This is a genomic window from Parashewanella spongiae (assembly GCF_004358345.1).
GTDB classification, from domain to species: Bacteria; Pseudomonadota; Gammaproteobacteria; order Enterobacterales; family Shewanellaceae; genus Parashewanella; species Parashewanella spongiae.
In genome coordinates, this window is sequence record NZ_CP037952.1 from 2,542,612 (window position 1) to 2,565,534 (window position 22,923).

At 38.9% G+C, this 22,923-nt stretch carries 12 protein-coding genes and 4 pseudogenes; 11 read left to right on the plus strand and 5 right to left on the minus strand.

Annotated features, from left to right (window positions below; translation table 11 throughout):
• Positions 1-255 precede the first annotated feature (255 nt).
• Together E2I05_RS09810 and E2I05_RS09815 are read right to left on the minus strand one after the other, a co-directional pair.
• Positions 256-1,386: an ISAs1 family transposase gene (locus E2I05_RS09810; protein ID WP_133309610.1), complete on the minus strand. Its 1,131-nt coding sequence runs from the start codon at positions 1,384-1,386 to the stop codon at positions 256-258.
• A gap of 82 nt (positions 1,387-1,468) precedes the next feature.
• Complete coding sequence (locus E2I05_RS09815; RefSeq protein ID WP_121855270.1) at positions 1,469-3,655, minus strand: hypothetical protein; 2,187 nt, start codon at positions 3,653-3,655, stop codon at positions 1,469-1,471.
• A 347-nt stretch (positions 3,656-4,002) separates the two neighbouring features.
• Between E2I05_RS09815 and E2I05_RS22505 the strand changes: the two are divergent.
• The 6 genes and pseudogenes from E2I05_RS22505 to E2I05_RS23005 all read left to right on the plus strand — a co-directional run.
• Positions 4,003-5,129 (plus strand): annotated as a pseudogene (locus E2I05_RS22505) (ISAzo13 family transposase).
• Between the two features lie 197 nt (positions 5,130-5,326).
• Positions 5,327-6,453, plus strand: a pseudogene (locus E2I05_RS22510) (ISAzo13 family transposase).
• A gap of 67 nt (positions 6,454-6,520) precedes the next feature.
• Positions 6,521-7,648, plus strand: a complete 1,128-nt coding sequence (locus tag E2I05_RS09840; protein ID WP_133309613.1) for an IS4 family transposase — start codon at positions 6,521-6,523, stop codon at positions 7,646-7,648.
• 189 nt (positions 7,649-7,837) lie between these two features.
• Positions 7,838-8,964 (plus strand): annotated as a pseudogene (locus tag E2I05_RS22515) (ISAzo13 family transposase).
• Positions 8,965-9,186: a hypothetical protein gene (locus E2I05_RS09855; RefSeq protein WP_145964471.1), complete on the plus strand. Its 222-nt coding sequence runs from the start codon at positions 8,965-8,967 to the stop codon at positions 9,184-9,186.
• Between the two features lie 26 nt (positions 9,187-9,212).
• Positions 9,213-9,294, plus strand: a pseudogene (locus tag E2I05_RS23005) (hypothetical protein); the annotation flags it as partial.
• A gap of 199 nt (positions 9,295-9,493) precedes the next feature.
• On the opposite strand, the gene E2I05_RS09865 reads toward E2I05_RS23005, so the two are convergent.
• The 3 genes from E2I05_RS09865 to E2I05_RS09875 form a co-directional block, all read right to left on the minus strand.
• The gene (locus E2I05_RS09865; RefSeq protein ID WP_133309504.1) at positions 9,494-11,101 is read right to left on the minus strand and encodes an IS66 family transposase; all 1,608 of its coding nucleotides are present in this window, start codon (positions 11,099-11,101) and stop codon (positions 9,494-9,496) included.
• A gap of 90 nt (positions 11,102-11,191) precedes the next feature.
• Positions 11,192-11,890: an IS66 family insertion sequence element accessory protein TnpB gene (gene tnpB / locus E2I05_RS09870; protein WP_133309616.1), complete on the minus strand. Its 699-nt coding sequence runs from the start codon at positions 11,888-11,890 to the stop codon at positions 11,192-11,194.
• A 711-nt stretch (positions 11,891-12,601) separates the two neighbouring features.
• Entirely contained in the window at positions 12,602-13,639 is a 1,038-nt protein-coding gene (locus E2I05_RS09875; RefSeq protein ID WP_341538253.1) for a LacI family DNA-binding transcriptional regulator, read from the minus strand.
• 618 nt (positions 13,640-14,257) lie between these two features.
• On the opposite strand from E2I05_RS09875, the gene E2I05_RS09880 reads away from it, so the two are divergent.
• The 5 genes from E2I05_RS09880 (at position 14,258) to nagA (ending at position 22,921) form a co-directional block, all read left to right on the plus strand.
• On the plus strand, positions 14,258-16,846 hold the full coding sequence (locus E2I05_RS09880) for a TonB-dependent receptor (RefSeq protein ID WP_121854514.1): 2,589 nt from the start codon (positions 14,258-14,260) through the stop codon (positions 16,844-16,846).
• 138 nt (positions 16,847-16,984) lie between these two features.
• On the plus strand, positions 16,985-19,696 hold the full coding sequence (locus tag E2I05_RS09885) for a family 20 glycosylhydrolase (protein ID WP_243641122.1): 2,712 nt from the start codon (positions 16,985-16,987) through the stop codon (positions 19,694-19,696).
• A 136-nt stretch (positions 19,697-19,832) separates the two neighbouring features.
• On the plus strand, positions 19,833-20,738 hold the full coding sequence (gene nagK, locus E2I05_RS09890; protein WP_121854515.1) for an N-acetylglucosamine kinase: 906 nt from the start codon (positions 19,833-19,835) through the stop codon (positions 20,736-20,738).
• Positions 20,739-20,762: 24 nt separating this feature from the next.
• Positions 20,763-21,764: a glucosamine-6-phosphate deaminase NagB-II gene (gene nagB-II, locus E2I05_RS09895; protein ID WP_121854516.1), complete on the plus strand. Its 1,002-nt coding sequence runs from the start codon at positions 20,763-20,765 to the stop codon at positions 21,762-21,764.
• Positions 21,765-21,781: 17 nt separating this feature from the next.
• Positions 21,782-22,921: an N-acetylglucosamine-6-phosphate deacetylase gene (gene nagA, locus E2I05_RS09900; RefSeq protein ID WP_121854517.1), complete on the plus strand. Its 1,140-nt coding sequence runs from the start codon at positions 21,782-21,784 to the stop codon at positions 22,919-22,921.
• The last annotated feature ends 2 nt before the right edge of the window (positions 22,922-22,923 follow it).

Below are 22,923 nucleotides of genomic sequence, written 5' to 3' on the forward strand. Positions count from 1 at the left end.
TCGTTTTTTTAATACTATATATGATCTAATACCGATTACAGTAATTAAATGCTCAACTCAGAGCTATGTATGTGCTCAAAGTGCAATCGAAATTGATGAAGACATAGTTGTTACCGACATACACAGCTGTCGTTATTACATTGCTACGTCAAGACAATTTTGAGAAGTAATTTGAGTGCATACAAGCTCCCAAAGGGCAAGGCTAAAGGGTTCCATTACTGCGTTACAAGCAGGGCGGGATTATGCTTTGATGAATTATTCTCCAAATAAAATCTCAGCCCTAAATTTTGCATCCCAGCAGGCTCGCTGTATCTTGTCAGCCACACTGTCTTTTGAAGAGTGATTTTTAATTAAGTTCAAAACCTTTCGCCTAATAGTTGCTAAATTTTTTGCACCATCATCAGCATAAATTTTACAGTCATCCTCTTTAAAAGTGACATCGAGAACCCAATGCTGACTATTTTCAATTGTCCAGTGCTTCCGTATATATCCAGCGATGCCTTCCACGTCACTGGCTAACGAGGTTATGTAATAAGACGTTTCATGGCTTGATTTATTCTTCATTTCTCGCATCCGAATGACTTCAACAACGGCCTGACTGCCTACAAATTTAGCCGTTTCGTCAAACCAATTTGTAATTGGCAAAAGGCGATAATGTCTTTCATTTATTCGTCCGTGCTCACCGTCTAACTCTGTAAAGTGATTCTGCTTTAAAAGCTCTGGTGTGTCTCGATAGCACTTATGAAAATAAGCTTCTATTTCAGCAAGTAATTTACCTTGATTCTTTTTCACTTGAAGAACGTAATCACCTTTTCCTTCACGTATTAAGGTTGCAGTTTCTTTCTGGCAGTGCATGGCGTCAGCGGTAATCACTGCATTTTCAATATCCATGTGTTTTAGCATGGATTGCATTACTGGGATTTCATTCGTTTTGGTCGACGTTTCTTGTTGACGTATTATCAGCCCATTATCTACAACCATTGCCGTCATTAGTTGAAGCGCCGCTATGTCATCACCGTGTTTAGAGCCACAAGCAACTTTACCATCAAAACTGATATGCTCTTTACCATCTCGCTCCCGTAATGTATTGGAAAAGTTAATAAAGCAAGACATCATACTTTCGGCTTTAACACCTCTAATTATCCGTCCGATTGAGTGTCGTGTCGGGATGCCATTACTAAATGGCCGATATTGTCTTAACCAATCTAATTGAGCTTCACCGAAAATGTTGATGGCTTTCCAGCCTGTAGCACCACAAAGCACCGCGGCAATTGTAAGAAAAATAATATCAGCTAAATCATACTCTTTATTAGCTTCAACACGATGATCTTCAACTTGTTCAATCTCTTTCATTACGTCCATAATCAGACTCAAATCAGTATTCATTTGTCGATCTAATCATCGTTACTCAGGAAAGTTCAAAATTGATTTAATTATTTTCAAGATCTAAAGCACGATCCCACCCTGCTTATTTGTTATAAACTGGTGCAGTTTTTTTGTAAACGCCAGCACTTTGTTGTTGAAAATTTAGAGAATGTTCTGCTAGTTTAGCTGAATAACACTCGGCTAAAAAAATTAAAGTATCTAGAAATACTGGCATGTAGATTTCTTCACGATATAACGAACCATCGCTAAGTTTTAAACAGCCAGAATGCATTCCCAATCTATCTTCGTGGTACTTGGTTGCAGATGGCAACGTTTTATGATGATCGCAATTGTTGTTTGGAACTTCAGTAAAGAAAACTATCTCGTGAGCAACTTTTTTTATGAGAGCATTGAATGTTCTTACATCACCAAAGAAAGAACTAAAGGTGCAATTTGGTAGATGCGGCGTGGCTCGAGCCAAAAATTTATCTGTAATCGTAATAAAAAATTTTTCAGTTTTTGTTACCATTGATAAATTATCGCAATTGTATGAAGGCTGCTCTCTGTTACAAGCCGCAAATGTTAGCATTGCACCTAAAAAGTAGCTACAAACAGAGTTCATCATATCAAGCTTATTATCTAATTCTTTCTCCAACGGTTTTTTGCAATCAAACCATCGAAAGAGCACACTATCTTCCCACTTGTCATGTAATGAAACATGCATCGTGTTATTTCGAGAATCTCCTCTATCCCTTAATCCTGAAAAGCCAAAATCTGATCTTGCAACACCCTGTAACCAGCACCGAATAATTCCCCCCAATTTAAAATCAAGCTCTTTATTAGAGGGTTTTTCTTGAGCATCTTGTAAGATACAATACCTTTCCCAATACCGAGCAACTCGCTCTGTGCCATGATGAAAAATAGGGATGACACTATGATAATAAATTCCACAACTTGCCATGAATGCTAAATCAGATATAGATTTTATAATTCCATTTTCGGCCCTTTTTAGAGACCATTCAATAGTACGTTCACTCTTAGGTGTAAAACAGTAAATGATATAATTTAAAGTCGTTTTAAATTGATATCCAATTACCCATTTTTCACCTTTTTTATCTGATTCAATATGGAGGCAGGTTTTAAATTGTTGTTCTTGCGGCAGCTCCTTTAAATGGACTTTGAATATTGAAATGGGCTTAATGAAATCACTGTCAAGTTTAGAACTCAAACCAAACTTATCAGATGCTTGGTGCATCAGCATTTCATTTAAAAATTCAGACCACGCTTCGCCTTCTCGTAAGAACTTGAAACAAGTAATGTTTCCATCAGCTTCTTTTTTTGCAACAGATCGATTCCCATAAATAATATTTGCTAAACAAACCTCAGTACTGATGGGTAAGCTTGCAATATCTAAATTGTAAAAATTATCGTCAATATATTGAGCTACATTGTTCCCTAGTTTTTCATTAGGGTGATAAAAATGTAAACACTCTTCTAAAGTTGATATGAGTCCTTTTAATGAGTAACTAAAATAATTTACGCAAACGCCACTCATTATTTTAGGTCTAGGCGGTTTTAGCAAAATTTGACTGTTTGTATGGGGTTGAATTTCTGGTCTTGATTTTACCATTTTAACCAGCGACTGGCGGAGTTCACTTTGGTTTAATCTAAATATTGAAAAATACTGCCAATTGATAACTCTTGTCGTTTCAATAGTGTCAACACTTTCATTCAAAATATGAAGTAAGTTTACTGGAGTACTATACTTTATTGGGAGATAAAACAATGAAAGAGGTTGAAATTTTATAACTCTAAAACAAAAATCTAAACTTAGTTGGTCGGAAGGAAAATATGCGAGTATTGGTTCTTTTACATTGGTAAGTGCTATTTTTAAATTTTCATCAGACATTGAACTTAGATTTAGTATCCTGACTGTTTCTAATAAAAAAGATTGACACAGTCTTATAGAATCACTTCCTAGATAGTTTGGTATCGATTCCAGTGTTAATATGTACTTATTAATTTTCTTAATAGATTCAATACTATTCTCAGCACTACTTTTCAAAAAAAGATCTGTTTTAAGTTTAAGTTTAAGTTTTTTTTCTTGTTGTCTAAAGCTAGAGCTATAATCGGATAGCTCATCACCTGACTCTGTATCGCTGGAAAGGCTTTCATAATCTAAAGCATCGGAATTTACTTCTGTTTTTTTTTGATGACTTTCTATGAGGGAATCTAAAGGTGATGTTTCTGTATAAGCATTAGATAAACTTGGGGTAGTGTTCAGGAACATAATTGTCGCTTTTTAGAAACAAAAAATTCAGTGAAGTATAAAAGAGTATTGTCATATAAAGTCTGTTTTTTAATCAAGATTAATCTATAGTTAATGTTAAGTTATCAAGGTGTCATCAAATAACAATAAGCACTATCCTCACTATTAAAAACTCTTGGTACAAGTCTTGTTTTTTTAAATCTTTTAGGCTTAGGGATGCTGCGACTTAGGTTATACCGACGTATAATCCAAACAGAGTAATTTACGGTTGCAGCCAAATGTCTACTTCAATTTACCTTTCTAGTGAGTCCAAAAGGATAATTAAACTTGCATCCAGTAAACTTCATGGGATGGAGAAAAGAGTTTTTATGGCCGAAGTATCCAAAACCTTCTGCTGTGGGAGTCCACGCTTAACTGAAACAGAATTTGGCTGGTGTCGAAAGGCTGTTGCGCTTGGGCTTCATGAACAAGAAACGGGCTTCGAGTGTTTCGGACACTATGACGGAAAACCTCGAAGTGAAGTGAGTCAGCCTCAATTAGAAATAGATATTAGAGCGTTAGTAGATCCTGAATCGCAAGCCGACCCGAAGTTTAAAAATACGTTTGTGTATACCCGAATTACAGCGAAAGGCGTCAGAAAAAAGTTAATTGAAGAAAAAGGCTGGCTACCTGAAGAATTACCTAAAGAAAGAACCATTAACGACATATTAAATCGACTGGGATACAGACTTCGACGAGACCAAAAAACTAAACCCCAAAAAAAATTCCTCAAACAGACGCTATCTTTGAAAACGTAAACAAAATCAATAAAGAAACAACCGGTAATAAAAAAGTCATCCGTATTAGTATAGACTGTAAAGCGACAGTTAATGTTGGTGAGTATTCCCGTTACGGTAAATCTCGTAGTGCTGATGCTGTTCAAGCGTTGGATCATGATATGGAAATAAAAAAGAAAATGATCCCGTTCGGAATTCTTAACCTCGACAATGATCAACTTCATGTTTTTTATGGCAACTCAAATAAAACAAGTGACTTCATTTGTGACGCACTTGAATGGTGGTGGGATTCAGTTAAAAGTGAAAATCTAGAAGTGGAAGAACTCATTATTTTTTCAGATAATGGTCCTGAAAATAGTGGCTGTCGTACTCAATACCTGTTTAGATTAGTAGCGTTTAGTGAACAATCGAAACTCAAGATTCGAAACGTCTACTACCCGCCATACCACAGTAAGTACAACCCGATAGAACGAGTCTGGTCATCGTTAGAGAGGCATTGGAATGGCACATTACTGAGTACAGCCAAAACGGTAATAGAATGGACAAAAACAATGACATGGAAAGCGATGAGCCCAGTAGTCAATGTAATTGATAAAATTTACTCAAAAGGAGTCAAGCTCAATAACAAAGAAAAAGAAGAGCTGGAAAGTAAAATAGTCAGAAATAGTGAATTACCAAAGTGGGATCTTACAATCACTCCAATTGCGGTAGATTTTTAAATGCTAGATCCCTAACTTAAGATTTAGCTGAAGGTTTACTAAGGGATGCTGCGACTTAGGTTATACCGACGTATAATCCAAACAGAGTAATTTACGGTTGCAGCCAAATGTCTACTTCAATTTACCTTTCTAGTGAGTCCAAAAGGATAATTAAACTTGCATCCAGTAAACTTCATGGGATGGAGAAAAGAGTTTTTATGGCCGAAGTATCCAAAACCTTCTGCTGTGGGAGTCCACGCTTAACTGAAACAGAATTTGGCTGGTGTCGAAAGGCTGTTGCGCTTGGGCTTCATGAACAAGAAACGGGCTTCGAGTGTTTCGGAAACTATGACGGAAAACCTCGAAGTGAAGTGAGTCAGCCTCAATTAGAAATAGATATTAGAGCGTTAGTAGATCCTGAATCGCAAGCCGACCCGAAGTTTAAAAATACGTTTGTGTATACCCGAATTACAGCGAAAGGCGTCAGAAAAAAGTTAATTGAAGAAAAAGGCTGGCTACCTGAAGAATTACCTAAAGAAAGAACCATTAACGACATATTAAATCGACTGGGATACAGACTTCGACGAGTCCAAAAAACTAAACCCCAAAAAAAATTCCTCAAACAGACGCTATCTTTGAAAACGTAAACAAAATCAATAAAGAAACAACCGGTAATAAAAAAGTCATCCGTATTAGTATCGACTGTAAAGCGACAGTTAATGTTGGTGAGTATTCCCGTTACGGTAAATCTCGTAGTGCTGATGCTGTTCAAGCGTTGGATCATGATATGGAAATAAAAAAGAAAATGATCCCGTTCGGAATTCTTAACCTCGACAATGATCAACTTCATGTTTTTTATGGCAACTCAAATAAAACAAGTGACTTCATTTGTGACGCACTTGAATGGTGGTGGGATTCAGTTAAAAGTGAAAATCTAGAAGTGGAAGAACTCATTATTTTTTCAGATAATGGTCCTGAAAATAGTGGCTGTCGTACTCAATACCTGTTTAGATTAGTAGCGTTTAGTGAACAATCGAAACTCAAGATTCGAAACGTCTACTACCCGCCATACCACAGTAAGTACAACCCGATAGAACGAGTCTGGTCATCGTTAGAGAGGCATTGGAATGGCACATTACTGAGTACAGCCAAAACGGTAATAGAATGGACAAAAACAATGACATGGAAAGCGATGAGCCCAGTAGTCAATTTAATTGATAAAATTTACTCAAAAGGAGTCAAGCTCAATAACAAAGAAAAAGAAGAGCTGGAAAGTAAAATAGTCAGAAATAGTGAATTACCAAAGTGGGATCTTACAATCACTCCAATTGCGGTAGATTTTTAAATGCTAGATCCCTAATTGAACAATAGAGAGTAAATCATACAGATTAAGGTTTTTCTAGTGTCACGCCATGAATACTACAACTCGCCAATTCTTCAATGATGCCCCAGAATTGTTACGTCGCTTTGCTCAAACGGAAGAAGATGAACTTTCTTCAATTCTCACTCTGCAAGATTTAGAAGATTTTCAAAAAGATAATACTCAAAGAGTACGCAAGTATCCCGCCTGCCACACACTTTCGCTTTTCATGAAGCAAGTAGCCAGTGAAAACAAGTCTTGTCGTTGCACACTAATCAGTGACGCTAGAGATCAAATTGCTATAGGTCGAGAGAAAAACAGCACAATTACAGGTCCCTACTGCAAAGCAAGAAAACGGTTATCTCCAGAGTCAATTAAATCGCTATTGAAGAAATCAGGAAAAAACTTAGATGAAGCGATTCAAGGGAAATACTTATGGCATGGCCGTAGAGTGCTATTAACTGACGGCTCAACACTATCTATGCCTGATACGCACGAGAACCAAGCCCAATTCCCTCAACCTAAATCACAAAAAGAAGGGCTGGGCTTTCCTCAGCTGCGGATTTTAGTGTTAATTTCTTTGGGTAGCGGTGCAGTCATTGACTCGGCTGTTTCACCTTGTAAAGGGAAAGGTACTGGCGAGCAGGCACTATTAAGAAGTATGCAGTCAGACTTGAAACAAGGTGACATTGTGCTGGGAGATGCTAATTTCGAAAACTACTTTGTTCTTGCAGGACTAATGGGGTTAGGCGTTGATGCTGTTTTCGAAAAAAACGGAGCCAGAAATGTCGATTTCAGAACCTGTGAAGAAAAGCTGGGTAAGCGAGATGGTTTATTTAAGCTAATTCGTCCATCCTGTCCAGAATGGATGACCCCAGAGGATTACGCTCAAGTGCCAGAAGAGCTTATCGTCAGAATGGTAGGAACAAAAAAACGTATCATTGTTACCACGCTCACGGATAAAGAAGTCTATCCGAAGCAAGATATTATTGATTTATACGTTTCACGATGGCATATCGAGTTGGATTTTAGGTCAATCAAGACCATGATGAAAATGGATATTTTAAGGTGTGGCAGTCCAGATATGGTGCGTAAGGAAATTGATGTTCATTTGTTAGTTTACAACATGATAAGGGCACTTATGTGCCGAGCAGCAGAAAAAAAAAGGAATATCGCCTAGAGAGGCAAGTTTTAAAGCCGCACATGACGCATTAGGGATGCTGCGACTTAGGTTATACCGACGTATAATCCAAACAGAGTAATTTACGGTTGCAGCCAAATGTCTACTTCAATTTACCTTTCTAGTGAGTCCAAAAGGATAATTAAACTTGCATCCAGTAAACTTCATGGGATGGAGAAAAGAGTTTTTATGGCCGAAGTATCCAAAACCTTCTGCTGTGGGAGTCCACGCTTAACTGAAACAGAATTTGGCTGGTGTCGAAAGGCTGTTGCGCTTGGGCTTCATGAACAAGAAACGGGCTTCGAGTGTTTCGGACACTATGACGGAAAACCTCGAAGTGAAGTGAGTCAGCCTCAATTAGAAATAGATATTAGAGCGTTAGTAGATCCTGAATCGCAAGCCGACCCGAAGTTTAAAAATACGTTTGTGTATACCCGAATTACAGCGAAAGGCGTCAGAAAAAAGTTAATTGAAGAAAAAGGCTGGCTACCTGAAGAATTACCTAAAGAAAGAACCATTAACGACATATTAAATCGACTGGGATACAGACTTCGACGAGTCCAAAAAACTAAACCCCAAAAAAAATTCCTCAAACAGACGCTATCTTTGAAAACGTAAACAAAATCAATAAAGAAACAACCGGTAATAAAAAAGTCATCCGTATTAGTATCGACTGTAAAGCGACAGTTAATGTTGGTGAGTATTCCCGTTACGGTAAATCTCGTAGTGCTGATGCTGTTCAAGCGTTGGATCATGATATGGAAATAAAAAAGAAAATGATCCCGTTCGGAATTCTTAACCTCGACAATGATCAACTTCATGTTTTTTATGGCAACTCAAATAAAACAAGTGACTTCATTTGTGACGCACTTGAATGGTGGTGGGATTCAGTTAAAAGTGAAAATCTAGAAGTGGAAGAACTCATTATTTTTTCAGATAATGGTCCTGAAAATAGTGGCTGTCGTACTCAATACCTGTTTAGATTAGTAGCGTTTAGTGAACAATCGAAACTCAAGATTCGAAACGTCTACTACCCGCCATACCACAGTAAGTACAACCCGATAGAACGAGTCTGGTCATCGTTAGAGAGGCATTGGAATGGCACATTACTGAGTACAGCCAAAACAGTAATAGAATGGACAAAAACAATGACATGGAAAGCGATGAGCCCAGTAGTCAATTTAATTGATAAAATTTACTCAAAAGGAGTCAAGCTCAATAACAAAGAAAAAGAAGAGCTGGAAAGTAAAATAGTCAGAAATAGTGAATTACCAAAGTGGGATCTTACAATCACTCCAATTGCGGTAGATTTTTAAATGCTAGATCCCTTACAAGATTTTCAGATATTACTTTTGCAAGTCACCGAAGGGATCATTGACACTTTATTGGATGTGATAGCAGATATTATCGGCGAGCATATCGTTGGCAATCGCCAAGGGAGAAAAGAACCGAGAGCAAAGAAAAGGCGACCGAAATCGACATCAAGGTTACAACATTCAAGAAAGCAAGCACGTAGGCTTAAGGTATATCAGAAGTAATTCTTAAGTTAGTGCCATTGGGATATATACGGAAGCACTGGGCAATTGAAAATAGTCAGCATTGGGTTCTCGATGTCACTTTTAAAGAGGATGACTGTAAAATTTATGCTGATGATGGTGCAAAAAATTTAGCAACTATTAAGCGAAAGGTTTTGAACTTAATTAAAAATCACTCTTCAAAAGACAGTGTGGCTGACAAGATACAGCGAGCCTGCTGGGATGCAAAATTTAGGGCTGAGATTTTATTTGGAGAATAATTCATCAAAGCATAATCCCGCCCTGCCCAAGTCCATTTCTTACAGCTGTATTATTTTTCAGTGCCGACTGTTTCTCGATAATTCCACGGTAGGTATTCTTCAGGATTGGTTTTCACTTTATCCTTCTCTCTCTGTAAAAATGTGAAATACTCAAACACATTGATGCCAGCTTCACTTGCTGTTGCAATCATTGACGTGATGACATCACCAATCGTAGCGCCAAGTAACGTCTTATGGAACATCGCATTTTTTCGGTCACGAACGATGATTTTTAACATGGCTTCGATACGGTTATTATCGATGTATACACCTTCGTAGTGGCAAAAATAGCTCAAGCCAACATAATGTTTGACAAAATATCGCATCGCCTTACCTAAACCACTATTCTCTTCAACTGTTTCATCGTTAAGGTGTGTTGTACACCACTGCTTGATGGTTTTCATTACAGGCAACGAATGTTGCTGATGGTAACTCAGCCTTTCTGTTGCCGTAAACTTTTGCTCTTTAGTGTGCTGCTCGTAAGCCCAAATTTCACCATAACGTGTCAGTACGTGCTCGACTTCATCGGGGAAATGGTTAATGACATCAACAAATTGTCGTCTGGCATGACTGTTACACAATGACAGCAGACATTCTCTTACCGTAGGGCGATTACTGACCAGAGCGTCACTCATCATTATCGGCCTAGATTGATGAGTACCGCGTTTGTGCAACAGGCTATCGATGAATTCGCCAGCATGACCAATATTAGTTTCAAACAACACGATACTATCATTGGCTTGAGTGGTCGCAATAACACCTGATGTGTACACGCCGCTGCGCATTTGTGTCTTGTCACTGTTACGCACCGGTTTTTCTATTGGCGTAGCATCCAAAATTCGGTGAGTCGTGTCATCGAGATAATAATGCTTCGCATCGGCCGCGAGGTTAACCAACATTTGATAAACAGGGTAAATATCATTGGCCACATATTCAACTTGGTCAAACACAGTAGACGCAGTGATTTTGACACCAAGCAGCTTTTGAATGCTCCCTTGGCGATAAAACGGCAACCCGGCAAAATACTTGTGTATGGCCATTAATGACCGAGCTGAGTAGCCGTATTTTTGTTGCTCGCTCCCGTCGGCTAACACTTCAACTGGCAAAGCGGCGGTAGCGTAAGCACCACAAGCATTACAGCGAAAGCGCTCCATGACATGCTGCTCTGGCTTAAACGGACTTTGCCCTGTGATACGCAGTAAACTGCCTGGGTCGGTTTTGTACATTTTACCCATGTGGCACTCTAGGCAGTTATCACCCTTTTTCACATCTGTACTCTGATGCACTATCACAACTGGCTTAGCGGGAGTGAAATCTTCACCGCTCTCTTTGGGTTTACGATTTTTACCCGCAGTGTGTTTACCGCTTCCTTTATTGCTTTTACTGACACGAGACAAGGCTTCTGAAGACTTTTCAATGCCAAGTAACTTACGCAATTTGTGCACGGTGACATCGTGATTGGTTAATCGTTGCTGCATCGTCGATAACGTCACTAAGGCATCAAGTAACAACTGACAATCTTCTGGAGACAGTGCTAATTCATGCTCTTTGGCTTCAGTAACACGAACTATCAGTGCTTCCAGCGCGTTGTGGTCGATATCAGTAAACGGTTTACTCATTAAAGGACAGTCCAGCTTAGGCGAATAGGAAAAATGAATTCGGCGGGCAGTATGATCCGATAAATAAAATAATCAACCGGTAAGTGCGATTTATTTCAAGCGACTTGAAGATAAATAAGGTTCACCACTCAGTAATTGCCGTAATTGTGCCGCAGCCATCGGTTGCATAACGCCATGATGACGTGGCCATCCATGAAATTTTCCTTTTGATAACCGTTTGGTCATCAGCCAAAAGCCATTATGCTCATAAGTGAGGGCTCGTATCATGGTTTTGTTGCGATTAATGAAGACGAATATCGAGCCTGAACGCGGATTACTCGACAAGCGCTGTTGGCACACGGCCGCCAGTCCATCGATACCACAGCGAAAATCAGCAGGCTGAGTCGCAATGAAGATACGACTGTTGGAAGTTAAATAGATCATGATTTCATTGCCCCGATGAGGGCGCAAATAAAGTGAACATCCAACACCTTGTATATGAATATTGTCGCCATTAGATAGATTCAACTCAAGTTTTACTGGGGAATTGGGCTTGATGACCTCAGGTAAGTTGGGTAATTCAATGAAGTCTGTAATGGACTCTGCCGAGTTTGATACCTGGCACCATTGTTTAAATTGAGAGCCACTGATACGTAAAGCGGTGCAAATTTGTGATGATGAGTAATGCTCTAGCAATGAAGTGGCTTGCTCGCGGAGAGTGTTTGGTATTTTAGTTCCGCGACTCGGCTTATTTATGCGCCAATGGGCGAAGATTGTGGCGACGCGAGTTAATGGCTCTATATTTGGCATGATGGGCTCCGATAATTAATCTGCCATCATTACATCAAATTATTGGGTTAAAGTTGCACTATGCTGCCGTAAACTCACATTTTATGCAAGGCAGAGTTTGTGAGGTTTGGTTATTATCGACATACAAAACTGTCGTTACTTCGTTTCCAAATGAGAAAACGATAACGCAGCACCTTTTATTTAGAAAGAGCGACCAATTTACGCTCTCTCTTTTTTCGATGCTTTTGAGCATTCACTGTTCTGTGTTGTGACCAGCTCACTTAGATGGCTAAGCATCACTGCTCACGCCTTGAACAGATAAATGCTCAAATAGCACAAAATTTAATCCTGAAAGATCAACAGACCCTAATCAGTTTCACAAATTCTACTTTATCGTAAGCCACTATTTACTGATTTGGTTCTACTAAATTTTTATACAGATATGTAGTTGCTTGGGATCACAGTGGTTGAGCATAGCGTGAAATAATTATCCGGTGAAAGGTTGGAGTATGCTTTGGTGCATTATTCAACAATTAACTATCAACCCTAAAAATTGCATATCAGAGATTTTCTTGCTGAACAGGCGACACCTGTTATCAGATGCCGTTCTCATAGGAAACGAGCCTGATGCTTCCATTGCATTTTCAGAAAGCAGGTATGAAAGGCTTAAGTCAAGAGTATATATTTTTTTATCATTGCAAAAAATGTAGGCCGAATACAAGGTTTAATTTTTTACTTCTTCGTTAAAGTCACAGATGAATCTCTCAGCACGACATTCGGAGTAAATATTCGATACTTTTGAGCTGATAGGTGTTTATTATTGATTAACATTTCGGTTGCTACTTTTGCAATTTGTTTCAATGGTTGGTCGACAGTGGTTAATTTAGGTAAGGTTTGACGAGAGAAAGGGCTGTTCTCAAAGCCGACAATTGACAGTTCATTAGGTATATTTATTCCAGCAAGACGAGCTGCAAATAGCGCACCTGCGGCCATTTCATCGTTACTGGCGACAATCGCAGTAGGTTTATGACGCATAGTGACTAATTGCTCAGTCCCAGCAATCCCTGATTCAAAAGAGTAATTACCTGAAATAATAAAATCTGGATCTAGTTTGATGTTATTCTCTTTTAGTGCTTGCCGATAACCTTCTAAACGCTCGATGGAAGATTTATGCCTTATGTCTCCACATAAGAATGCAATATGTTGATGGTTAAGATTTATTAGATGTTGCGTGAGTTGTTTTGCACCAAATTTATCGTTTATGAGTACTGATAGTTTAGGTTTTTCAGATTCTTCATTGCCAGCAATAATGCATACATAATTAGCATTTACTTCATCTAGTGCAGATAGGAGTTGTGGATCTTCTGACATAGGTGGTGTAAGTACTACGCCTGCTAATCGAGAGCGCTTTATTAGTGAAATTATCTGATCACTGACATCCTCTGCAGTTGAATCACAAGGGTGAATTATGAGCTCATAGTTCTTTTCATTACAAGCGGTAAGAATTCCATTTTGCATATCAATAATGTAATAAGCATTTGGGTTGTCATAAACAAACCCAATAGCAAAAGAATGAGAAGCCGCAAGGTTACGTGCAGAAATATTAGGTTGATAATTTAAAGCAGTGATTGCTGAATTCACTTTATCTACAGTAGACGGTTTGACCGATGGTTCATTGTTCGTAACACGAGAAACTGTCTTAATTGACACTCCGGCATAACTCGCTACGTCTTTTATCGTTACTTTCATTTGTTTTCTATAACTACCCAATGCTTATAATAATTAGATAAATTTGGCTGTTTACATAATAGGTGAGATTAATGTTAGCGCATATTTTATTGGACTAATTTTTCTATAAAGTTCGATTCTAAGCGTTTTTTGTCTACAGGTGTTAGTAAAATTTAGTAAAGTTCAACTAAGTACAAGGTATTAAGTTCGACTAAAAATTAAGCTGTTTAGCTAAGCACAAAAAGTGCCTTTTTCTTTTATGTTTAATTCAATTTTTATAGTAAACACAGAATAAACTTTTACCAAAACAATTTGTAACAGTCTAGTATTTGGTTTCTAAAAATTAACAAAATAGATACAAATGTCAGGCAAAACCGCCATAAATTAACTTGAAACTGCCCTAGATTGTTAATTATTTAACTTGGAGCTATAAACAGCTACAATCAGGTGGTTATTGTGTTTAATTTAATAATTGGTCGCCAAAAAAACACCTTACTTTCGATTTATGTTGCATTTAATTTTTATTTTTATTACATTTTATTAAAAATGACAGCGTTGTCATGAATTGTCGTTTTTTAATGACATCTGCGCTATCTAAGTTTTAGCTGACTGCGCAGTATAAAAAATATAATGACTATATAATGACTAAAGGAATGAAAAATGAAGACATCTGCATTCAAGAAAACAACTCTTGCTGCAAATATAGCTTTGTTATTAGGCGTTTTACCCCTTGCAAGTTATGCAGCCGACTCTGAAGAATCAGAAGCAGAGAACATTGAGCGAATTCAAGTAACTGGTGTTCGTGCATCGATGAAAGCTTCTATCAATGATAAGCGATTTTCTGATGCTGTTATTGACACAATTACCGCTGAGGATATTGGTAAGTTCCCTGACAGTGATATCGGTGAGTCACTTGGTCGAATTACTGGTGTAACGGTAAGTCGCCAGTTTGGCCAAGGACAGCAAGTATCTATCCGTGGCGCATCCTCACAATTAACTAATACTCTACTTAATGGTCATACTGTTGCATCAACAGGTTGGTATGATCAACAAGCTATCGACAGAAGCTTCAACTATACGTTACTTCCACCTGAAATAGTGGGTGATATAGAAGTATATAAATCTTCACAAGCAAATATTGCTGAAGGTGGTATCGGTGGTACTGTTATTGTTAATACACGTAAGCCCTTAGATTTAGAGAGTAACACTCTATTTTTGAGTGCTAAAGGTGATTACGGTACAATTTCTAAAGACACAGATCCACAACTGTCAGGTCTTTATAATTGGAATAACGAAGACGAAACTTTCGGTGTTTTAGTGAGTGGCGCCTATGCTAATACTAATTATCAACGTAATGGTATTGAAACATTATTAGGCTGGGGTGAAATTGTTCCAACAGCATTTCGTCAAGATCGTGAACGTACTGCTACAAATCTAGTATTTCAATATCGTCCAACCGAGCAATTAGAGCTTGGTTTAAATGTGATGCACCTAGATCTAGGCGCAAACAATACTAACACTTCAATCTTTTTATTCCCGACCCAACAAGGCGAACATACTTGTGAGCAAACCAATGCAGCAGGAGTTTGTGTAAGAGTTACACATGGTGAAGAAGGTGGTTTTGCTTGGGCACAAAGCTGGGCACGTAAAACCAGCATGAATTCAAACACAGTTGACTTCAATTTTGAATACGAAGGTGATGTGTATACGCTTGCAGGACGTTTAGGTAGAACTAAAGCTGAGGGGGGTACAGACTTAACGGCCAATTTTGGTAACTCAATTGGAAACCCAGCTGATTTTGCAGGCACTTACGATGCGACCGGTGATGTTATTCAAATCGATATTGCGAAAGAGCATTTTACTGCCAACGATTTTAACGGTCAATTATCAACGGCTGGATGGGCACTTAAAAAGCAACCCAATACAGACGAAGAAACTTATGCACAGATTGATTTAGATTACTCTGTTGAATGGGGCGCAATCAGTACAATTTCAACAGGAATAAGTTACGCTGACCATAAAGTGACTCAGCTAACTGATAATGCAATTTTAAATCCTTCGAAAGTTGTTTCAAGAGACGCCTCAGAATATTACAATGGAACCATGTCAGCAGGTGCTGGTTTTACTCTTCCTGCGCCTGACTTTGATCGCATGATTGCTGATTCTTATGCGGCAATTGACGGTTTTACCTTGAATAAGTCTGGCTACGGAACTTTGGATGAGGAAAACCTAGCGCTTTATGCAATGGCTACATTTGAGGCTGACGGTCTACGTGGCAACTTTGGTTTACGGTACGTTTCAACCGATATTTCTTCTGACTACTACGGATTAAATGCTCAAGGTCAATTTGCTGACAATTTAAGTACAGACACTGCTAGCTATAGTGACGTTTTGCCAAGTGTTAATATTGTTTTCGACCTTTCTGAAGATGTTATTCTTCGTATGTCTGCGGCTCAAGTCATTTCTCGCCCTAACTATGCTGACTTGTTTGCAACTAGAACCTTACCAGGCTACAACGATGGTACTCCAGGCAATGAAAAATTGGTTAGCGGTAACGTTGCAATTGAACCATTTAAAGCTTCACAAGCTGACTTAGCTTTAGAGTGGTATTTCGGCGAAGAAGGCTTATTAGCAGCGACTTATTTCCTTAAAGATGTTGGCTCGTTTATCACTACCCGTCAGGTTTTGAATCAGTCAATTGGTATTGTTGACCCAAATTCTGGTGTTGATAACTGGACAGTGAGTGAAAAGTACAATGCTAGCGGCGGTAAAATTGAAGGTTTAGAACTTCAAATCCAAGATGCCTATGACAACGGCTTCGGTTACTCGGCGAACTATACTTACGTCGATGCAAAGTCTCCAGCTGAAAATTATCCTGACGGCATTGGTGTTTTCAGTGATTCATCTAAGCATACTGTTAACTTAGTTGGTTACTATGAAAAGGATGATTTCTCAGCTCGTATCGCTTACAACTGGCGTTCAGAGTATATGATCCGTGAATTACCTGGATTTTATGGTAACCGTCAACACGAGTCATATGGCACGCTTGATTTAACAGCAAGTTATGCATTGACTGATTATCTAGATCTTACATTCGAAGCAGTAAACATTACTGAAGAAGATAGTATTCAAAAGGGTATTTCGGCAGTGGATAATCCGAACGTGATTTCTGAGTACAAAGCAGACTACCCTGTATGGAGCTTCGACGGCGAAGCCAGATATCGTGTAGGTATTGCTTTTAGGTTCTAAGTCAAGTGTTCGAAGAGTGCATACATAAATGCACTCTTCGTTTTTCTTTTTCTTAATCACTCTATACACCCGTAGAACAGACAAAGCTCTGGATGTAAATACATCTTGAATTTTAATATTGATGAAAAAGGCGCAATAATGAAAACAATAATTCAACAGTTAATGTGCTTATCCAAGAATTTACCAATGCGCTTAGCTATAAGCTTAGTTATTGTGACAGGAGCTCACGCTCAGACTTCTGTTAATCAAAAAGAACAACCAATTGGTTCCCTTACCCAAGAAAGGGCTCTTACATCACAAGAAACATTACACCAGTTTGCCCAGTACCTAGATATTAAATATCAACTCATATCTAATTACCCAGAACAAATTTGCGATTCAGAAAAAAAAGACAAACGATGTTTTCTTGTGCGTATTTCATTCACCCCTAAACATGATTTTATTGCAAAAAACTGGAGAATTATCTTCAGTCAAATGCGACCAGTAAAGAAAGTGCTTTCCAATGATTTTGGTATAAAAATCATTCAAGGAGACCTCAATGAAATTATCCCTCGTGAGCACTTTAGTGGTTTTAAAGCCGATAACACTTATCATCTCGATTTTCTTGCTGAGCATTGGCAACTAGCCGAATCAGATGCTATGCCAAATTATTATATTGTGGCGGGTAATCTAAAGCCTGAAATCATAGCTAGCACTCAGCTCAATTACGATCTTCAGACTCAGTTAGAAGTTCGTCCATATGCGCCAGCTTTTAATGACTTGGAAGTGCAATACAAACGAAGTAAGACTGATAAATTGCCGTATGATGGTGCCAAGCAAGTTTTTAAAGATAATCGCGATATAAAAGCGATCCCAACTAAAATTCAAGGGCAAATATTGCCTACTCCAAAGCGTTTAAAAATCAATCAGAGTCAAATGGTTTCTTTAGCGAACGGATTGTTTTTTGATTATCAAAACCTATCAAAAAAAGTAAAACCTGAAGATCTAGATCCCGCCATTAAGCGTTTACAGGTTTTAGGTGTAAAACAAAATGAAAAAGGAATAGTGGTTCGATTTAAAACTAATCCTATGCTGGTACCGGAGTCTTATCAGCTAACGGTAACTCCAAAACTAATTACCATTTATGGAAAGGATGCTGCAAGCTACTCCTACGGGTTAAGTAGCATTGCCTCAGCTGTACACTTATCAAGTTTAAGTTTACCTGAGATGGTGATTGAAGATTCGCCACGGTATGAATTTCGTGGCATGCACCTAGATGTGTCTCGAAACTTTCGTAGCAAAGAATACGTGCTAAAACTACTCGATCAAATGGCAGCATATAAACTGAATGCGTTACATTTACACATGGCTGATGATGAAGGCTGGCGCTTACAGATCCAAGACTTGCCAGAATTAACCCAAGTTGGCAGTCGTCGTTGCCACGATCTGACAGAAAGTCGGTGCTTATTACCTCAATTAGGTAGTGGCCCAGATGATAAGGCGAATCCAGATGTAAATGGTTTTTACTCTAAGCAAGATTACATTGAAATTTTAACCTATGCCGCCGCAAGACAAATTCAAGTTATTCCGTCTATGGATATGCCGGGGCACTCAAGAGCGGCTATTCGCTCAATGGAAGCTAGATATCGTAACTTAATGGCAAAAAATCAGCCAGAAGAGGCTGAAATGTATCGTTTACTTGATCCTCTAGATAAAACCGAATACCGCTCAGTTCAGTATTATAACGACAATACACTAAATGTATGTTTACCTAGCACCTATGCTTTTGTAGATAAAGTAATTGAAGAAATAACTCGTTTGCATGAACAAGCAGGTGCACCATTAGCTATTTACCATATTGGTGCAGACGAAACAGCAGGTGCGTGGCTCAACTCACCGGCTTGTGAAGGTTTTGTGGCTAATAGAAACAATGGAATTGAAGACAAATCACAACTCGGAGCCTATTTTATTGAACGTATCGCTAATATGTTGGACGACAAAGGCATTAAAGCAGCAGGTTGGAGTGATGGCTTAGGTCATGTAAATCCTGAAAAAATGCCAAACAGCGTTCATACTAACTTATGGGATATACTCTCACATGGTGGACATAAAAACGTACACAATCAGTTAGCACTGGGTTGGGATGCCGTGCTTTCTACTCCTGATGTATTGTATTTTGATATGCCTTCAGCTGCTGATCCAAGAGAGCATGGTTATTATTGGGCTAGCCGTAAAACCAATAGTCGCCAGATTCACAGTTTTATGCCGGATAATTTGCCTGCTAATGCTGAGCAGTGGCGAGATATTGAGAATAAACCTTACCAAGCAGATGACCGATTAGAAAAAAAAGTCGGGAAATTTGCAAACCAACCAAAAGAAAGAAAGCATCATGTGGCAGGTCTTCAAGGACAATTATGGACGGAAACCATTCGCAGTGATGTAATGGCTGACAGTATGATTTACCCAAGAATGTTGTTGTTAGCCGAAAAGGCATGGCATAAACCACAATGGGAGGTGCCATATGATTATGGAGGGCTTCTTTATAATGCTGAATCGGAATATTTCACACCTTTTGCTCGTGAACAACAACGTACAGATTGGCAAAGAATAGCAAACCATCTTGGACATAATGAACTTGCAAAATTAGAACTGCAAGGTGTGATTTATCGTCTACCTCCACCCGGAGCTAAAATAATCAATGGAAAGTTACATGCTAATGTGAGCTTTCCTGGACTTGAGATTCAATTTAAGCTACCAGGCAAAGACTGGCAGACTTATACAAATCCAATCTCAGTAAAAGCTCCGGTAGAGTTACGGAGCGTATCACACCTTGGTAATCGTGCAAGCCGAAGTCAATTCATAGAAGAATAATGTTCCTTTTATTATATCTTCCTTACATTATTTGTTTGGAAATAGAAGGGCGTTTTAACTGCAAGTTGTGTAAGTAATATGAATGTGATTACTGTGGCATGAAATTCTTAGTAATGTAAAAGAAATGAGGTTAAGAATGGAGCAAGACTCTAATCAACAACGGCCATTATTTATTGGCATTGATGGAGGTGGAAGTAAATGCCGAGCCGCCATTTATGACGCTGATAACCGAAAGCTTGGTGAAGGCATAGCGGGGAGAGCTAATCCATTATTTGGGGTAGAGCAAACATTTTCAGCGATCCACCAAGCTACAGAAAAGGCGCTTGTAGATTCAAACTTACCATTAGATATGCAAAAGTCACTTATTGCAGGTGTAGGCATTGCCGGAGTCAATGTGCCTGCTTTATTCGATAAAGTTGCACAATGGCGTCATCCATTTAGCGAAATGTATCTAACGACAGATTTACATATCGCATGCGCTGGAGCACATTTGGGGGGCAATGGTGCCGTGATCATCACTGGTACTGGGTCATGCGGTTTTGCTCAGGTTGATGAGCGACAATTGACTTTAGGTGGTTATGGCTTTGCCCTCGGGGATAAGGGAAGCGGTGGTTGGTATGGTCTAAAAGCGGCCGAATATGTATTACTTTCACTCGATGGTTTTAAGCCTCACACTCAACTCACGGAAAAATTGCTTCATCATTATTCTGTCGATAATGCATTAGGCATAGTTGAAAACCTAGCGGGTAAGCCCTCTAGTAATTTTGCTGAATTAGCGGCTTATGTATTTATTTGTGCAAAAAACCAGGATAAAGCTGCTATTGAGATCCTTAAAGAAGGTGCGAACTACATAAGTGATTTGGCTCGTAAATTATTAGCTATAAGAACAACTCGTTTTTCAATTATTGGTGGATTAGCTGAGCCATTATTACCATGGTTGGATGATGATATTGCTAATCAAGTACAGCCAGCGTTAGCTTCACCTGAAGTCGGTGCTATTTATTTTGCTCAACAACAAATGCAAAAAAAGCTTGTTGGGTAAGCGGCTATAAAATTAGGAAATTTAATGTTAACAAAAACGATTATGGAGCAAGAGGCGCGCTCAGTGCCGGAGATAATAAAGCAGCAACTTAAAGATAATGAACCTTTAGTTAAGGCTTTGGCAAAACAATTAAAAGAAAAGCCTTATAAATTTGCCATGGTTATTGGCCGAGGTTCATCTGATCATGCTGGAGTATTTGCAAAATATTTACTAGAAATTGAATTAGGATTACCAACATTTGCTGCTGCTCCTTCAGTATCTAGTGTGTATAACAAACAGCTTAGTCTACATGAAGGTATTGCCATTATTATCTCTCAGTCAGGGCGAAGCCCAGATATCTTAGCTCAAGCAAGAATGGCTAAAGACGCTGGGGCATTTTGTATCGCATTAGTGAATGATGAAACTGCACCAGTTAAAGATATTGTTGACGTGTTTATCCCTTTAAGAGCTGGTGAAGAAAAGGCTGTTGCGGCAACGAAGAGTTATCTTGCTACTTTAAGTGCATTACTTCAAATCACTGCTTACTGGAAACAAGACGCTAAATTAATCTCCTCACTAATTGATTTACCGCAATCACTACAACAAGTAATAGAAAGTAAACAGCAGCTTACTACTGAATCAGTGGCCGAATACCGCAATCTAATCGTATTAGGTCGTGGTATTGGAATGGGGATTTGTAAAGAGATCGCATTAAAACTTAAAGAGGTCTGCTGTATTCATGCAGAAGCTTTTTCAAGTGCTGAGTTTTTACATGGCCCTGTTACTTTAGTACAGACCCAATTGAAATTACTAGATGTATCAGTAGCTGATGAAGCATTTGAATCACATAAGACCCAAGTGAATGAAGTGAAGCAGCGAGGTGGTGATATTACGCTCTTACATCAAGTGTGTAACAAATTACACCCAAGGCTCGCACCATTAGCAGTATTACAACGATTTTATATTGATGTTGCCGCTATCGCTATTGCTAAGGGTATTAATCCAGATGAGCCCGCGGGATTGAAAAAAGTTACACAAACGCTTTAACGGAATTTGAGGTAATTATGGCACAGCAGTATATTGCTCGCCGCCTGTTTGATGGTGAACGCTATTTTGAAAATTTAGGGTTTTCAGTGGAAAAAGGGGTAATCACTGAATTTGATATATCCGTGGATAATACAGCACTTTTGTTAACAGGAACTGTGATGCCTGGTTATATTGATGTTCAAGTTAATGGCGGTGGTGGTGTGCTATTTAATGCTACGCCAACTGTCGATGCCATAAAGACCATTGCACAAACCCATGCTCGTTTTGGAACGACAAGCCTACTACCAACATTAGTTACTGATGATTACGACACCATGCATTGTGCAACTGAGGCAGTAGTTGAAGCGTTAGAGCAAAAAGTAAACGGAGTCGTTGGCGTTCATTTTGAAGGCCCACACCTTTCGGTTACAAAAAAAGGGGTTCACTGTGCTGAGCATATCCGCACGATTTCCGATAAAGAGTTAGCGTTATTTATGCGTAAAAATATTGGAAAATGTGTTGTAACTCTCGCTCCTGAAAATATTTCGGCCGATATCATCAAAGAGTTGGTTCAAGCAGATGTTACCGTATGTTTGGGCCATTCTAATGCAGATTATGATACTACTCTTTTAGCCTTAGATGCGGGAGCAAAGGGCTTTACACATCTATTTAATGCAATGTCACCAATGACTTCGCGTGAACCGGGGATGGTGGGAGCTGCACTATATGATGAACACTCATGGTGCGGTTTAATTGTTGATGGTTTACATGTTCACCCTCTTTCTGCGCAAGTAGCTTTAAAAGCCAAACCCAAAGGCAAAATTATGTTAGTAACTGATGCCATGCCTCCAGTAGGGCTTGAGGATGATGTCAGTTTTGAGTTCTTTGGACAGGTTATAGTTCGACGTGGTAATCAACTTAATGCGTTAACTGGTGAACTTGCAGGCTGTGTACTTGATATGCATACAGCGGTAACAAATTCAGTAGAAAAATTACAAGTAAGTATAGAGGAAGCAAATCGAATGGCATCTTTATATCCAGCTGAATTTTTGGGCTTGAGCAGCACGAAAGGTCGGCTGGTGAAAGGGGCTAATGCCGACTTTGTTGTAATTAATGACCGCCAACAACTGCAACAAACCGTAATTAGTGGGCAAAATGTATTCCAGAGCAGAGTATAACT

Bases quoted from the DNA above. Each gene is read 5' to 3' on its own strand.
- E2I05_RS09810 (WP_133309610.1), bottom strand. From the start codon at position 1,386: ATGAATACTGATTTGAGTCTGATTATGGACGTAATGAAAGAGATTGAA.
- E2I05_RS09815 (WP_121855270.1), bottom strand. From the start codon at position 3,655: ATGTTCCTGAACACTACCCCAAGTTTATCTAATGCTTATACAGAAACA.
- E2I05_RS09840 (WP_133309613.1), top strand. From the start codon at position 6,521: ATGAATACTACAACTCGCCAATTCTTCAATGATGCCCCAGAATTGTTA.
- E2I05_RS09855 (WP_145964471.1), top strand. From the start codon at position 8,965: ATGCTAGATCCCTTACAAGATTTTCAGATATTACTTTTGCAAGTCACC.
- E2I05_RS09865 (WP_133309504.1), bottom strand. From the start codon at position 11,101: ATGAGTAAACCGTTTACTGATATCGACCACAACGCGCTGGAAGCACTG.
- tnpB (WP_133309616.1), bottom strand. From the start codon at position 11,890: ATGCCAAATATAGAGCCATTAACTCGCGTCGCCACAATCTTCGCCCAT.
- E2I05_RS09880 (WP_121854514.1), top strand. From the start codon at position 14,258: ATGAAGACATCTGCATTCAAGAAAACAACTCTTGCTGCAAATATAGCT.
- E2I05_RS09885 (WP_243641122.1), top strand. From the start codon at position 16,985: ATGAAAACAATAATTCAACAGTTAATGTGCTTATCCAAGAATTTACCA.
- nagK (WP_121854515.1), top strand. From the start codon at position 19,833: ATGGAGCAAGACTCTAATCAACAACGGCCATTATTTATTGGCATTGAT.
- nagB-II (WP_121854516.1), top strand. From the start codon at position 20,763: ATGTTAACAAAAACGATTATGGAGCAAGAGGCGCGCTCAGTGCCGGAG.
- nagA (WP_121854517.1), top strand. From the start codon at position 21,782: ATGGCACAGCAGTATATTGCTCGCCGCCTGTTTGATGGTGAACGCTAT.